General features: G+C 60.9%; 7 protein-coding genes. 3 read left to right on the forward strand and 4 right to left on the reverse strand.

Annotation, left to right across the window (positions count from 1 at the left end; translation table 11 throughout):
- Positions 1–416: 416 nt before the first annotated feature.
- Complete coding sequence (locus J3361_RS05640; RefSeq protein ID WP_207963181.1) at positions 417–2,081, reverse strand: ShlB/FhaC/HecB family hemolysin secretion/activation protein; 1,665 nt, start codon at positions 2,079–2,081, stop codon at positions 417–419.
- Positions 2,082–2,181: 100 nt separating this feature from the next.
- Positions 2,182–9,822, reverse strand: a complete 7,641-nt coding sequence (locus tag J3361_RS05645) for a filamentous hemagglutinin N-terminal domain-containing protein (RefSeq protein WP_207963430.1) — start codon at positions 9,820–9,822, stop codon at positions 2,182–2,184.
- A 300-nt stretch (positions 9,823–10,122) separates the two neighbouring features.
- On the opposite strand from J3361_RS05645, the gene J3361_RS05650 reads away from it, so the two are divergent.
- Positions 10,123–10,527: a DUF488 family protein gene (locus J3361_RS05650; protein ID WP_207963183.1), complete on the forward strand. Its 405-nt coding sequence runs from the start codon at positions 10,123–10,125 to the stop codon at positions 10,525–10,527.
- 204 nt (positions 10,528–10,731) lie between these two features.
- Positions 10,732–12,234: a hypothetical protein gene (locus J3361_RS05655; RefSeq protein WP_207963184.1), complete on the forward strand. Its 1,503-nt coding sequence runs from the start codon at positions 10,732–10,734 to the stop codon at positions 12,232–12,234.
- Between the two features lie 233 nt (positions 12,235–12,467).
- Here J3361_RS05655 and J3361_RS05660 read toward each other — a convergent pair whose 3' ends face one another.
- Both J3361_RS05660 and J3361_RS05665 read right to left on the reverse strand, forming a co-directional pair.
- Positions 12,468–13,592 carry an IS4 family transposase gene (locus J3361_RS05660; protein ID WP_207963186.1) on the reverse strand — a complete coding sequence of 375 codons (1,125 nt, stop codon included), beginning with the start codon at positions 13,590–13,592 and terminating at the stop codon, positions 12,468–12,470.
- A 205-nt stretch (positions 13,593–13,797) separates the two neighbouring features.
- Complete coding sequence (locus J3361_RS05665; protein ID WP_207963188.1) at positions 13,798–14,343, reverse strand: DUF4256 domain-containing protein; 546 nt, start codon at positions 14,341–14,343, stop codon at positions 13,798–13,800.
- Positions 14,344–14,638: 295 nt separating this feature from the next.
- Here J3361_RS05665 and J3361_RS05670 point away from each other — a divergent pair, with 295 nt between their 5' ends.
- Complete coding sequence (locus J3361_RS05670) at positions 14,639–14,845, forward strand: hypothetical protein (RefSeq protein ID WP_207963190.1); 207 nt, start codon at positions 14,639–14,641, stop codon at positions 14,843–14,845.
- Positions 14,846–14,860: the final 15 nt, after the last annotated feature.

The raw sequence follows: 14,860 nt of genomic DNA on the forward strand, positions 1-14,860 counted from the left end.
CCCCAAAGCAGCGCACTCAATATGACTGGTACACCGAGCTGCCTGGTTTGGGGGCTGCGAAGCGGCCCCAAAGCAGCGCACTCAATATGACTGGTACACCGAGCTGCCTGGTTTGGGGGCTGCTGCGCAGCCCAGCGGGAGCAAGCTCCCTCGCCACAGGTGGGTGGGGCATGTGGCGGGGATAGGGAACAAGCGGTAGCTGCGCCTGGAAAAACCCAAGCGGGTGACCAATGCGGTTGATGCTGATGACCGTGGCGAGGGAGCTTGCTCCCGCTGGGCTGCGAAGCGGCCCCAAAGCAGCGCACTCAATATGACTGGTACACCGAGCTGCCTGGTTTGGGGGCCGCTGCGCAGCCCAGCGGGAGCAAGCTCCCTCGCCACGGGGTTGTTGAGTACCTTGAATAAGTAGCAGTCGGTTAGAACTGGTAACCGATCTGAGCGAGCAACTGCGGGTTCTCCTGGCGCGTATCGCTCTGGGCTTCACCGCCGGAGTGACGCCACGCCACCGTTGCATCGAACGAGATCTGGCCGTACTGGGCACGCAAACCCACACCGCCGCCGGAGATGCTGCGGGTGTTTTCCTCATCGGCCCACTCGTTGTGGTTGATGCGCACCTTGCCGGCGTCCCAGAACAGGTAAGGCGTGAGCTTGTCGATCGGGTAGCGAAGTTCGATCTGGGTCAGCATGCCTTCGTCGCCCGAGGCTTCGCTTTGGGGATACGCCCGCACGCCATCGACGCCGCCGAGGCTGAAATCTTCGGACGAGTCGAGGTTGTCCTGGCTCCACTGCCCGAGGACACGGGCAAACAGCGTGAAGTTGGCGGGCAGCGCTTGCAGGCGGGCGAGATCGACGTTCACTTTGCTGAATTGGCCTTCGGTCTGGGCGGTCTGGCGGTCGCCCTCGCGCAGGGCCGAGTCCAGTTTCAGGTCACCGTAGGTCAGCGTCGCGCCGCCGTAGGTGATGCCGCCGCCGAACAAGGTGTCCCGTACGTCGAATTGCAAGCTGATGGGCAGCGAGTTGCTGCTTTTTTCAAAGCTCAGGCCCAGCACTTCGTATTTGTCCTCAAGCTCTTTGTGCTGGTATTGCCCGGCCAACATGAGGTTCGCCTGGTTGCTGCGAATGAGCGGATAACTCAAGCCAATGCTGCTGACCTCGGCGGTACCGGTCGCCCCCAGGTCGGCGAATTCCTCGCCCAGGTCGTAAGCGCTCTGGGCATAACCGACGTTGCCACGCAGGCCGGATGTGCCCAATGGCATCGAGTAGCCGAGGCTGCCGAAATACAGCTCCTCATCGGTAGCCATCACGGCGGCGCTGAGCTTGTCGCCGAGCATCATCGGGCTGTTCCAGTCACCTTGTACCGTCAGGCGATTGCGCCCCGAGTAGCGGTTGCCGTGGTTGTCCAGCGTGGCCTTGCCTTCGAAGGCCTCGGTTTGGCTCACCTGGGCATTGAGGTCTCCCGTACCGAGTTCGTCACCCGGGCGGATGACCGGACGAACTGCCACGCCCGGCAAGTCGGAGAGCACCAGGATGCTGCGCTCCAGGCGGTCACGCTCGATCACGTCACCCGGCTTCAGGTCATCCAGGAAGGGCTGCGCCTGTGCGGCCAGTTTCGCATCGTCGTTGAGGGCGGTGATTTTGCCATAACGCCCTTCGATCACCGCGATGGTCAGCTCGCCATTGGCCATGCGTTGGGCCGGCAAATAGGCGCGTGCGAACGGGTAGCCGTTCTCGCGGTAGTAAAGCGTGACCTGTCGGGCGATTTCCCGCAATTCGTCCAGATCGTGAGCCTTACCCACGGCTGGCGCGACGACGCGTTGCAGGCTGGCCTCGTCGATGCGGGTGTTGTCGATGAAATGGATGGCGTTGAGCTGGACCTTGGCGCCGCCGACTTTTTCCTGGGCCGGTTGCGGCGCTTCTACATCCAGACGAATGCTTTGCGGCAGTTCCTGCTGGGGAATCGGCAGTTCCTGCAGGATCCGGCCGGCGTCGGGGATCGGACGTGTCGGCAGGGTCGCCGCCCAGGCCTGGGAAGTGGATAACAACGCCAGACCAGCGGCGCAGGACATCAGTTTGTTATGCATTGAATAAGTCTCGAAAAATGCGGGTTGCCTGAGCCCATGGCCACGTCCGGGGGACGCGGCCAAGGGGCTCCTTCAAATGGAAAAAATGAATGTCAGGGGATCAGGGACGCATGGCCAGACCTGGACCTGGCAAGCGCACACCGCCGCGCACGACGAACACGGTCTGCGGCGGGTAGGCCGCACAAGCGCCGCCCTCGGATACACCGCCATCGGCGCAGACGTTCCCGGCCAGTTCCCGCTCGCTGTCGGCGCTCTCGGCCTGGGCTGCCGAATCGCCGTCGCCATTGCCAGCGCCGTTGCCACGCGTGCCGCCCTGGTCCACCAGCAACAGACCACCGTCCTCGACCCCGGCGCCGGACCAGTCAGCCGGTTTCGGCTGGGCCGGATTGAGCTCTGGAGCATGGGGCGAAGTCACCTGCGCGCCGACGCGTGTTGCATCGGCGACGCTCTGCCGGACGGCGTCGTAGTCAACGGACGGTGTCACGGTCAGATTGGCGTTAGCCGGGTTGCTTACGATCAGGTAACCCAGATCAGCCAGCCCACCGATGTTGATCAGGTGCGAGCCCGGGCCTTGAGTGCCTACCGAATACAGCGGGTTGCCGAGCATCGGCTTGGTGTCGCCGTTCCACAGGCCGCTGGCGTCATAACCGGCGATACCGCCGCCATTGAACGTGGTCTGGCCATCGAACGGCTTGGTCTGGGTGGTCGTGCCGTTCGTGGACACCACCAGGGTCGGTTGCTCGCGGTACACGGCATGAACGCCCGTGTTACCCAACGCCCTACCGAAGTTGCTCTGCTGCTCGTCGCTGTTGTAGCGGAAATTGCCGCTGCCACTGCCGACCACATCCACCAGGCGACTGCTGCCGGCGAGGCTGCCGGTGTAGATCACCGCCCGGCCGCCAGCGCCGGTGGAGACTGTCACACCCGCGTCGGCCTTCACGTCGCCACCCGCAGCCACGCCCGCCGAAGCGGATTGACCGGCGTTGAGCACGATCGCATCGGAAGCGTTGCTGGTGGTGCTGACGTTTTCGGTCAGGGTGATGTTGCCAGTGGTGGTCACCACCTGGACGTTGCCGGTGTTGCCGATGCCGACGATCTGATCCAGCTGGGTGCCGTCCAGTGCCGTTTCGGTCAACCTGCCGACAGTGACGTCGCTGCGGTTGACGAAGCTGACGTCCTTCGCGCGGCTGGCGAGATCGCCGACCCAGTTGCTAGCGTTGCGCAGGTCGAAATCACCGCCCTTGAGCGCCAGGCCAGCGGCGGTGATGGTGCCCTTGGCGTTTTGGGTGGTTTTTCCGTCGACGTTGAGGAACACGTTGCCGGTGGTGGCCAGCCCTTCGTTGATCGCCAGGTTGCCGTTGGTGCCGATGCTGACGTCGCCGGTGTTTTTCACGCCGGTGGTGGTCTTGACCAGGTTGCCGTTGCCATCGGTTTCGGTCAGCGTGCCGACCTTGAGGTTTCCGGTGTTGTTGAAAGCGACCTTACCCGCCTCGCTGGCGATGTCACCCACGATGTTGCCGTTGTTGCGCAACTCGAAGTCGCCGCCGTTCAGCGCCAAGCCGTCAGCCGTGATGTTGCCTTTGGCGTTTTGGGTGGTCTTGCCATCGACATTGAGGAACACGTTGCCGCTGCTCGCCAGCCCTTCATTGATCGCCAGGTTGCCGTCGGTACCGATGCTGACGTCGCCGGTGTTTTTCACCCCGGTGGTGGCCTTAATCACGTTACCGTTGCCATCGGTTTCAGTCAGCGTGCCGACCTTGAGGTTGCCGGTGTTGTTGAAGGCGACCTTGCCGGCCTTGCTGGCGATATCGCCCACCACGTTGCCTTTGCTGCGCAACTCGAAGTCGCCACCGTTGAGAGCCAAGCCGTCAGCCGTGATGTTGCCTTTGGCGTTTTGGGTGGTTTTGCCATCAACGTTGAGGAACACGTTGCCGCTGGTGGCCAGCCCTTCGTTGATCGCCAGGTTGCCGTTGGTGCCGATGCTGACGTCGCCGGTGTTTTTCACACCGGTGGTGGTCTTGACCAGGTTGCCGTTGCCATCGGTTTCGGTCAGCGTACCGACCTTGAGGTTTCCGGTGTTGTTGAAAGCGACCTTACCCGCCTCGCTGGCGATGTCACCCACGATGTTGCCGTTGTTGCGCAACTCGAAGTCGCCGCCGTTGAGGGCCAAGCCGTCAGCGATGATGTTGCCCTTGGCGTTTTGGGTGGTCTTGCCATCGACGTTGAGAAACACGTTGCCGCTGGTGGCCAGGCCTTCATTGATCGCCAGATCACCGTTGGTGCCGATGATGACATCGCCGGTGTTTTTCACGCCGGTGGTGGTCTTGATCAGGTTGCCGTTGCCATCGGTTTCAGTCAGCGTGCCGACCTTGAGGTTGCCGGTGTTGTTGAAGGCGACCTTGCCCGCCTTGCTGGCGATGTCACCCACAATGTTGCCGTTGTTGCGCAACTCGAAATCGCCGCCGTTGAGGGCCAGGCCATCGGCGGTGATATTGCCGTTGGCATCTTGGGTGGTCTTGCCATCGACGTTGAGGAACACGTTGCCGCTGGTCGCCAACCCTTCATTGATCGCCAAATTGCCGTTGGTGCCAATGCTCACGTCGCCGGTGTTGTTCACGCCGGTGGTGGTCTTGACCACGTTGCCGTTGCCATCGGTTTCAGTCAGCGTGCCGACCTTGAGGTTGCCGGTGTTGTTGAAAGCGACCTTGCCGGCCTTGCTGGCGATATCGCCCACCACGTTGCCTTTGTTGCGCAACTCGAAGTCGCCACCGTTGAGGGCCAAGCCGTCAGCCGTGATGTTGCCTTTGGCGTTTTGAGTGGTCTTGCCATCAACGTTGAGGAACACGTTGCCGCTGGTGGCCAGCCCTTCATTGATCGCCAGATCACCGTTGGTGCTGATGCTGACGTCGCCGGTATTGTTCACGCCGGTGGTGGTCTTGATCAGATTGCCGTTGCCATCGGTTTCAGTCAGCGTGCCGACCTTGAGGTTGCCGGTGTTGTTGAAGGCGACCTTGCCCGCCTTGCTGGCGATATCGCCCACCACGTTGCCTTTGTTGCGCAACTCGAAGTCGCCGCCGTTGAGGGCCAGGCCACCGGCGGTGATATTGCCGTTGGCATCTTGGGTGGTTTTGCCATCGACGTTGAGGAACACGTTGCCGCTGGTCGCCAGCCCTTCGTTGATCGCCAGGTTGCCGTTGGTGCCGATGCTCACGTCGCCGGTGTTGTTCACGCCGGTGGTGGTCTTGACCACGTTGCCGTTGCCATCGGTTTCGGTCAGCGTGCCAACCTTGAGGTCGCCGGTGTTGTTGAACGCGACCTTGCCCGCCTCGCTGGCGATGTCACCCACAATGTTGCCGTTGTTGCGCAACTCGAAGTCGCCGCCGTTCAGCGCCAAGCCGTCAGCGCTGATGTTGCCGTTGCTGTCCTGAGTGGTCTTGCCATCAACATTGAGGAACACGTTGCCGCTGGTCGCCAGCCCTTCGTTGATCGCCAGGTTGCCGTTGGTGCCAATGCTCACGTCGCCGGTGTTGTTCACACCGGTAATAGTCATCTGCGTGCCGTCGGCATGGGTCGCGGTGAGCGAACCCACCTTGAGGTTCCCGTTGTTGTTGAACTGGACCTTGCCCGCCTCGCTGGCGATATCGCCGATCACGTTGCCGGTGTTGCCCAGCGCATAATTGCCACCCAGCAGCACCAGGCCGCTGGCATCGAGCTTGGCCCCGGCGTCGCCGGCCTGGGTGGTGTTGCCCGCCACTTCCAGGGTGATGATGTCGTCGGCACGGGTCTGGCCCTGATTGGCGTCATCCCGCGGACCATTTTCGATGGTGATGCCTTTCGCCAATGTCAGGTCGTGATCGGTTTTCAGGGTGACCGCTTCATCGGAGGTAATCCCCACGGTGCCGTCCACGACGCCCACCGTCAGGTTGCCATTGCCGGCGAATACCAGGCTGCCGACATCGGCGGCAATGACACCCACGTCATGGCCCTTGCCCAGGTTGAAATCACCTTCGCCGCGCAGGGCCAATTCGTCTGCGGTAATGGTCGCGCCCGTTGCCTGGGTCGCCCCTTGGCCCGCGTCGACGCTCAGCGTCAGGCCTTTGCCGGTGGTGCCGTCTTCGTCGGTGCCTTCGGGATCCTCGAGGGTCAGGTCGCCCAGCAGGTTGAGGACGCCGTTGGCGACCAGGGCCAGATCGTCCTTGAGCGTCGCGCCTTCATCGTCGACGGTGATGTTGCGGGTCTTGTCGTTGCCGATGACGACCTTGTCGAAGCCATCCTGGATATTGGCCAGGTCAGCGTCGGACAGCACCAACGGATCGTTAGGCCCGGTCACTTCCGGGTCATCGCTGCCGCCCAGGTGGATATCCAGGCCTGGGGTTTTCTGCTGCAGGGTGAGACTGCCGCCACCGGCAACGCTTGCGGCAAGATCGATTTCATCGGCGGTCAGGCTCGTATTGCCCTGGGTGGCCAATGCCTGGCCGACCGTGAGCGTGTCAGCGATAAGGTTCAGGTCGCCGGTCTGGGTCATGCCGGCGACCGGCACGCCTTGCGGGTTGGCCGGGGTCTGGCTATCGGGAATGGTCACCACGCCAACGGTCAGGTCATCGACATCGGCAAAGCTGACCGTGCCGGTGTCGCTGGCGATCGTGTTGACGTCGTTGGCGGCGTTGTCCAGATCATGAACGGCACCGTCACCGAGCAGCACCAGGCCATCGGCGACAATCGCGCCGCCGGTGGTCTGGTCGATCTTGCCGCCGTTGCTTTGCAACGCCAGGACCGGAGCCGGTTTGGTGTCGTCGTTGCCGGTGCCCGGTGCGTCCGCCACGGTCAACTGGTCATTGATGTGGATATTGCCGGTACCGGCCTCGAGGATAAGGTCGTCGTTGATACGGGTCGCTTCGATGATATTGATGTCACCGGTCATGTCCGCGCCACCGATCTTCACGGAGGTGAACCCGTCGCCCAGTGCGCTGATGTCGCTGCCGGTCAGCTCCAACGCACCGGGCGCGTCGCCGGTGCTGCCGCCCACGGCAATGTCTATGCTCGGGGTGTTGGTCTCAAGGGCAATCGAGCCATTGCCCGTGACGCTGCCGGCGCCGCCGTTGAAATTGATATCGTCGGCCTTGATGGCCAGGTTGTTGTCGGTGCTGTTGAGGCTGCCGTTGAAGGTGATGGAACTGCCTTGCAGGCCTTTGCTGCCCGAGGTGTTGGTCTTGATGTTGTCGACATACAGCGAGCCGCCGACCTGCTTGCCGGCGGTCTGGTCGAAACTGCCCGAAACGAACACGAATTTGTAGGTGCCGGCCTTGTCAGCCGTCGCCGTATGGCTTTTCCAGTCCACGGCGCCGGTACCGTTACCCGTTTCGTTCAGAATGATCTGGTATTCGCCAGTGTTGACGTTCAGCAAATAGCCGAAGACATCGTAGGTGTCGCCGCCCGCGACCGGCTTGTAATCGAAACTGACGGCCTCTCCTGCGGCCAGGGAAACCGTGCCTTCGCTGACGACCGAAGGACCACGCATGATGCAGCCGGCGGGGGCGTTCTGGCAGTTGGAGTTGTTCTCGGTACCCAGCAGCAGCGCCGCGCCGCCGTCCTTGCCCTGGCCAGACGCGGCGACCGGAGTGAGGGGCTTGTAGTCCATGTCGCCCTGGTCGCCAGGCGAAACGCTCGGTGCGTTGCCGTTGGTTGGCGATGTGGTCGGCAATGTCGGGTCATCCGGCGACACCACACCATCCACCACGGTGACGCCGGTGAAGAACTGGGCGATGGAGGTCTGCCACCCGACCAGGCCGTTTTCGAAGTCGGCGTTCAGGAACTGCGAGGTGCCCAGCTCGACGGCGCCAGTGTAGACCTGCTCGCCGGTGGTGAAGACTTTTGCGCCGTTGATAAAGGTCTTGCCGGCACCGCTGGTGGTCGCGTAAAGCGCGCCCAGCGCGCTGTTACCGCCGACCATGTCGCTGAAGATGATCGAGCCCGCACCGGCGTCGACCCGCAGTTCACGCTTGTTGGCCACCGCATCGGAATCCACCACGCCGGCAAACACGACGTTGCCGCCGTTGCTCTTCAAGCTGACGTCGGTGTTGAGGGCGATCTTGCCGTTCAGGATCAAGGCCAGGCTGTTGCCATTGCCGGCGCCACTGGCGTCGATGTCGCCGTTGAGGAAAATATTGCCGAAGACGTAGCGGCCTGTTCCGCCGTCGTTGTGTCCGGATTGCAAGGTCAGCGTTCGGTCGCCGCTGATGCTCGTCGGGGTGTAGTCGCCGTTCCAGTGGATGCTGTTGTCGGCCTTGATCGCGACATCGGTGCCGCCGGCCAGGGCCGTATCGATCGCGTTGAAGCCAACCGTGGCGTCTGCGCCATTGGCGCCGCCCGTCAACCCGCCGTTACCCGGCCCCACCGTGACGCTGTCCGGGTCGAGCAACCACAAGCCGCCCTTGCCGTTTTTGGCGGACGCATCGGCGGCTTTGCTCACCGCCAGCTTGGCGCCGCTGGTCTCGATTTTGCCGCCGTCGCCGCCCTTGGCGCCGCCGGTGGCTTTCAGCGTGCCGTCCACACGGGTCACGCTCCCCGGTTTCTTGACATCGGACCAGGCCACCACGGTACCGCCCTTGCCGTTGTCGGTTGCCGATGCGTCGAGCACGGCACCGGCGGCAACGGTGGTCTGGCTGGCCTGTTTGATCGCCGGGTCCTTGCCTTGCCAGCTACCGCCCACGTAAATCTCGCCACCGCCCTTGGCCCCGGTGGCGTCGAGCTCAGCGCCACCCTTGATCGCCACGCGATCGCCGGTCACGACGATCTTGCCGCCTTGGGCAGTGTCGGAGGACACATCGATGCGTCCGGCGACCTGCACATCGCCGTGGTCGCCCAACAGCGTGACGAGGCCATTTTCACCGACATCCAGGGAACGGGCTTCGATCAGACCGGTGTTGTTGATGACGGTGCTCGCCAGGGTTTCCGCCGCACGGGCGGTCAGCAGGATTCGGCCGGCATCGGCACGAATGGCGCCGCCGTTTTCGATCAACGCCTGCAACGCGCCTTCTTTGACTTCCAACTGCACCGGCCCGCCCAAGTCGAGCGTCACGACACGGCCGGCGCCCAGCAGCACATTGCCTTTGTGGGCGGTGATGTTGCCTTCGTTGACGATTTTTGCGGCGATCAGGGCAATGGTCCCGCCTTGTGCGGCGTTGATGTTGCCCTGGTTGACCACCGATGCGGCGCTGTCGCCACTGAAACGGTAATTGCCGGCGAGGAAATCTTCTGTGGATAAGTTGAGCGTAGAGGCCACCAGGCCGCCGACATCAACCTGCGCGCCGGGGGTAAACAGTACGCCGTTGGGGTTGACCAGGAAGACTTGGCCGTTGGCTTTCAGCGCGCCCTGGATCACCGACACATCCGAGCCCAGTACACGGTTCAAGGCGACGGAATTCGCGCCAGGCTGGATGAACTGGACGGTATTGCCCTTGCCGATGGAAAAGCTCTGCCAGTCAATGGCGAGCTTATCGCTGCCCTGATGAATGGCCATGTTGTTGCCATTCTGCTGAACACTGCCGCTACCCGCCACGATATGGCCGCCGGAAGGCAACCCTGCCGCCGCCGCGACCGAGGCGAAGACACCGCCACCCACGCCGATGACGAGGCTCAGGGATGTGCGGCTTTTGTCTTTGCCATGGCTCTTGACCAACTCGGATGCCACCTGCCACGCGCCCATCACGGCATTCCAGACGACTCGGTAAGCTCTATTCATTTTTGTTCACTCATCCCTAATGCGGCGGGTCGCGCCATGACGACCAGGCGGTTCGCTGTCGACAAATCAAATGGAAAACCGCATCCGGACGGATGGCGGCTCGAAAATCCCACAGTGCTCCGCGCCATCATGTCGACGGCTTGCAGAGCGCGCTTTTGCTTGAGCGCCCAGGGCTTTTGATTGAAGGGATCCGATGAATCTTTTTTTAAGATGGGTGGGTGAAGAGCGGCGGATGGGCCCTGGCCGCCTCGTCGTGGGCGACCTATGCTGGGGCAGTCCCACTTCGACAGGCGAACCCTGATGATCCAATGCAAACGCGCCTATGAAACCGCCAGCGCCGAGGATGGCGTAAGGGTTTTGGTGGACCGCTTGTGGCCGCGTAACTGTCCCAGGGACGCGTTGGTGATTGCTGAGTGGTTGCCGGAGGTTGGGCCTTCTCATGAGTTGCGCAAGGCATTCAAGGCGGGGGCGCTTTCATTTGCCGAGTTCAGCGTGGCCTATCGGCGTGAGCTGGCGGCGCGGCCGGAGCATTGGTGGAAGCTGGTGGATCTGGCGCGGGGCGGGACGCTGACGTTGGTGTATGCGGCCAAGTCGACGGTTGAAAACAATGCGGTGGTGTTGGCGCAGTGGCTGGAAGATGAGGTTACGACGCGGGCGGAGGGGAGTTCGTCGGTGTGTTATTTGTCGGAGTTTCCGGAGTTTTGAAATGGGCTTGCTGTAATCCGTGGCGAGGGAGCTTGCTCCCGCTCGGCTGCGCAGCAGTCGTAAAACCTGCCGACTGTTTTTTCCTGTAGTACCGAGTTGAATGGTTTGGGGCCGCTGCGCAGCCCAGCGGGAGCAAGCTCCCTCGCCACGGGTTATTGATTTGCCTAAGATCGGCGCAGAGAAATCACAAGGAAGACCACCGTAATGCAATCGCCATTCGATCCATTGGTTCATATCGATTGGAAAACCCCGGGCAGCGACTTGCTCGGGCTGTTGCAGCATTACTATCCCGACATCGGTGTGTTTGCCGGCCCGGGGTTCGAGGCGTTGTTGGATGAGCTGTCCAACGAGATGCCCGAGGTCTGCTTCGAGGCGCTGGCACTGGTGTTGGCGGATCAGGGGTATGACTTGTGGAACCTCGATGCCGGTGGCGATGATTATCGGCCGGTGGTTTTTCCCTCGGATCAGCGCGAGGCGTTTGCCAGGCATTGGCAAGGCCCGCATGGCGAACCGGGGTTCACGGCGAGGTTGATCGAGCCCCCTGCGGTGAAAGCGCGCAAACCGGCCAAACCCAAGCGCGGCAAGGTGAAGTGGCTACAGGAAGTCCATGACTACCCCGGCGACACTTATGTGCACGAAGACAACTACCGCAACGGTTGGGCCGCCATCACCGAGCAGGACGAAGACCAGTGGCTGTGCTTCCTGATCGACTACAACCAGTGGCCGCCCACCGAACAGGACATGCTCGAACATCGCACCGATGGCGTGGACGGCGCGGACTTGCAGCTCATCGACGCCGATGCCCAGCGCAGCCTGTGGAAACGTCGGGTCGTGCGCGGCGATTACAGCAGGGACGACCGCTATCAATACGAAATTCGGCAAGGCAATGAGATCGCGGCGTTCGGCCCTGCCGGGGTGCAATGGCCGGAATTTGAACAACCCTGTGTGGTGGTGGACTCGGAGATATTCGAACGCCAGCGCCTCTACGAACCCGAGCAGTTGACGCGGATCTGGCGCATCACGGCAGACAGCAGCGAGGTGATTTTCGAATACGCGGATGAGCTGACGATCCTGCCCGTCGGCCCTCGCCGCTTGCTGTTCATGCAGCATAACGGCCCGAAGTGCTGGGTCTGGCATCAAGACCCGCCGCACCAGGCCATCGTCGCCAAACGGATGCCCGCTGAGGCCTATAAGTTGCGGCCCTCAACCGCGTACCTGGGGGGTGACGAGATCCTGTTGTTCAGCGAAGGCGCACGGCAGAACGCTGAGCATGCGGGTTATCAGGACAGCGTGTTGCTGGCATGGCGATTCAACTTCATGACCGGCACCAAGACCAAGGCGATGCTGGACGGTTTCGGCAGTGAACTGCGCCAGGACACGCGCCTGCTCGTCACCCAGCCCAAGCAGGTCATTACGTTGCGCACGTTTCATGGGCAACTGCATGTTTCGCGAGGGCACGGCGATTGGTGGGTGTGGACTTACCGCGCCAATACCTTTGGCACGCAGACGCTGGCGTGGTTTTGGAATCAGGAAAGTAACGAGGTGGTGAAGCTGTCGACCAAGGATATTGCACGGGTCAAGCCGCAGGTCCGTTATGTGCCGGGGCAGGATCGGTACCTGGCGTTCGAGACGGCGTTTGTGGCGCGGTTGCCGGCGTTTGGCGAGATGGTTGAGGCCAAGGGGAGTGAGGTTTTGGTTTTTGAGTGAGGTGGTTTGCCCCACCGCGATCCTTCGAACACACAGATCCTTTGTGGCGAGGGGATTTATCCCATAGGCGCTAACCAAACCACTCGCCCCACAACTCATCCGGCTGATATCCCCGTGTGTTTCGCGGGGATTCACGTAGCGCGTCACTAAAATAGTCCCATTGCTCTAGGCAATCGAATAGCGACAAGCACGGACCGATCGCGTTACAAAGCAGCCAAAGGACAAACGACATCTCACGCCAGCGAGAACGTCCCCGATCCATCTGCTCCGGTTCGGGCTTTTGGGCGTTCTCCCTTTGGCTCAGGGGAAAAATGCTCGCCTTCTGCGATCAACCGCTCGATCAGGCAAGCCACCAATAGTTTCCCTTGTAGCCAGGCTTTTGCGCCTTCGGGATTTTTCTTTCTCAAGCGTGATAATCCCAATAAAGATTTCATTCGCTTGAACGCTAACTCCACCTGCCAACGGTGCCGATAGAGCGCCAGAACCTCTTCTGCCGTCAGGCTACTCAATGTAGTAACCACCACCACGTATCCGGCTGCCTCGACCGTTTTCGATTGAAGTTGCTGCTCTTTTTGCTTTCTTTTGGCAGTGTCCTGCACCTTGAGCTCGCTTTCCTCGCGTTGTTCATCGGTTTTTCGGTAAGCACATACACGCACTGCAACAGGCTCGTTAGAGCCTTGCATGACCGCAGGCCATTCACCCGCTTGCCCTATTTGCAGGGTGCGCAGTCTTGGCAACTGCTCAAAAGGCGTCCCATCCTCATTCTTCAGGGGCAAGCTGCTCAGGTTCATTCGAACCAAAACATCGCCACCATTATCAAGGACGTGATTGATGCTCCGTCGATTGGCAAAACCGCGGTCAGCGATCAAAACATCATCTTGCTGCACAGAGAACTGAGTCAACGACTCGCCGGTTTTGGACGGTGTTATCTGCACTTCACAGCAACTAAGCGTGCGAATGTCCATCGTGTAGTGCAAGCGCCATGTGGCCGCTATAGCGCCTGGCTCGGTGACGACACTGCCATCAGCCGCTAATAATCGCCGTCCTTGCAGGGCCGGGCACGCCATTGCCGGGAGCGGCGTTTGCTCGATCAGTTGTTCAGTGATCCAGCCCAGCCAATTCCCCGATTTATCGACTCGCTTGAGCAAGCCCACGTCAGAAAGATCTACGTCGGCCCGCGCTGCCGTTTCGCGCATCGAGCAATCGCTGCTCAGGTACAGCAATAGGGTGCGTAATAAGGTCTCTGGGGTGAAACGACGCCCGAACTTCAACGCCCCCAGTTCCTTAGCCTTGGCTTCCCATCCCATAGGCAATAACGCCAACAGTTTTGGCCAATCTTCTTCTAGTCCTGGTGTCACGCTTGCTTTCCTTGCAGCTCTGTATCAACGATCAGCTTACTATTTTTGGAGTTTGGTTAGCGCCTATGGGATTTATCCCCGCTCGGCTGCGCAGCAGTCGCAAATCTTGCAACTGATTACTCCTGACAGGCCGAGGTGAATGGTTTTGGGTCTGCTGCGCAGCCCAGCGGGGATAAATCCCCTCGCCACAAGGTTTGGGGCGCACTCAAATACACAACACGCCACGAAACCCACGCGCCGCGTAATACGACTGCACACCGTTGTGGTAGATGAACACCCGGCCATAGCGGTAGTCACCAAAAATCGCCCCATCGAGGGCGCGAAGCGCTGGAGGGGTTGCCAGCCAACTGGAGGTCTTGGCATCGAACTCGCCGAGCTCCTGCAAGGCCCGGTACTGATCTTCGGTCAGCAGGGCGATACCCATCGCTTCGGCCATGTCGATGGCGCTGCCTTTGGGCTTGTTCTCCTTGCGCGCATCCAGGGCTGCGCGGTCGTAGCAGAGGCTTCGGCGACCGGTTGGGCTTTCCTTGGCGCAATCGCAGAAGGTAACAGTGCCGGTCTTTGGGTCGAGGCCGATCACATCGGGTTCGCCGCCGGTGGCTTCCATGGCCTGGAGGGATTCCAAGGCTTTGGGGTTATTTTCGAGCCGGGCCTGGACGTCGGCCCAGGGGATGTCTGGGTGACGGTTCGGGTTTTGTTCGAAGCGGGTTTTCAGGGTTTGGAGCAAGGTTTGTTGTTCTTGTTTTTTCATGGCGTAGAGCCCCAGGCTGGCCGATTGAATGCGCACGTTCTAATAGCCGTTTGCGGCGAAACTTCATCTTGGGTATCCCAATTTGATCTTGGCTACTGTCATCTCTGACAGTAGCTACGCAGCGCCTTGGGTGTTTAACCTGCAACAGCTTTCAAGCAAGCGTAACCATTCCTTGGGGGTTAACAAGACGCTCACGGGGACTAAGCAATCTAGCCGTACTCAATGGCCGTCGTGGGTTTTTTTCATGTGGCTGAGCGTGACCGCCCTACACGCGTTAGCCACAGAGAATTGCAACGTGAGGAAGATCAACCAAGCGATGATTCTCGAACCCGGCGGCATCGCTCAAAAGGCATTGTCCGAACGGGAGTACAAAGAACGATTGGATTTAAAGACCGTCCGAGTCACCACGCCGGTAGAAACCCGGCATCCTGACAAATCCCGCCTCACCGTCGTGATCGATAATAGAAAACACAGGGAAGTGAAGCATATCTATTGTCAGTGAAGCGTCTAAGGTGAA

The sequence above is a fragment of the Pseudomonas sp. OA65 genome, assembly GCF_017498305.1.
Taxonomy (GTDB): Bacteria; Pseudomonadota; Gammaproteobacteria; order Pseudomonadales; family Pseudomonadaceae; genus Aquipseudomonas; species Aquipseudomonas zanjanensis.

Coding starts and splice junctions, on each gene's coding strand:
- J3361_RS05640 (WP_207963181.1), bottom strand. CDS start 2,081: ATGCATAACAAACTGATGTCCTGCGCCGCTGGTCTGGCGTTGTTATCC.
- J3361_RS05645 (WP_207963430.1), bottom strand. CDS start 9,822: ATGAATAGAGCTTACCGAGTCGTCTGGAATGCCGTGATGGGCGCGTGG.
- J3361_RS05650 (WP_207963183.1), top strand. CDS start 10,123: ATGATCCAATGCAAACGCGCCTATGAAACCGCCAGCGCCGAGGATGGC.
- J3361_RS05655 (WP_207963184.1), top strand. CDS start 10,732: ATGCAATCGCCATTCGATCCATTGGTTCATATCGATTGGAAAACCCCG.
- J3361_RS05665 (WP_207963188.1), bottom strand. CDS start 14,343: ATGAAAAAACAAGAACAACAAACCTTGCTCCAAACCCTGAAAACCCGC.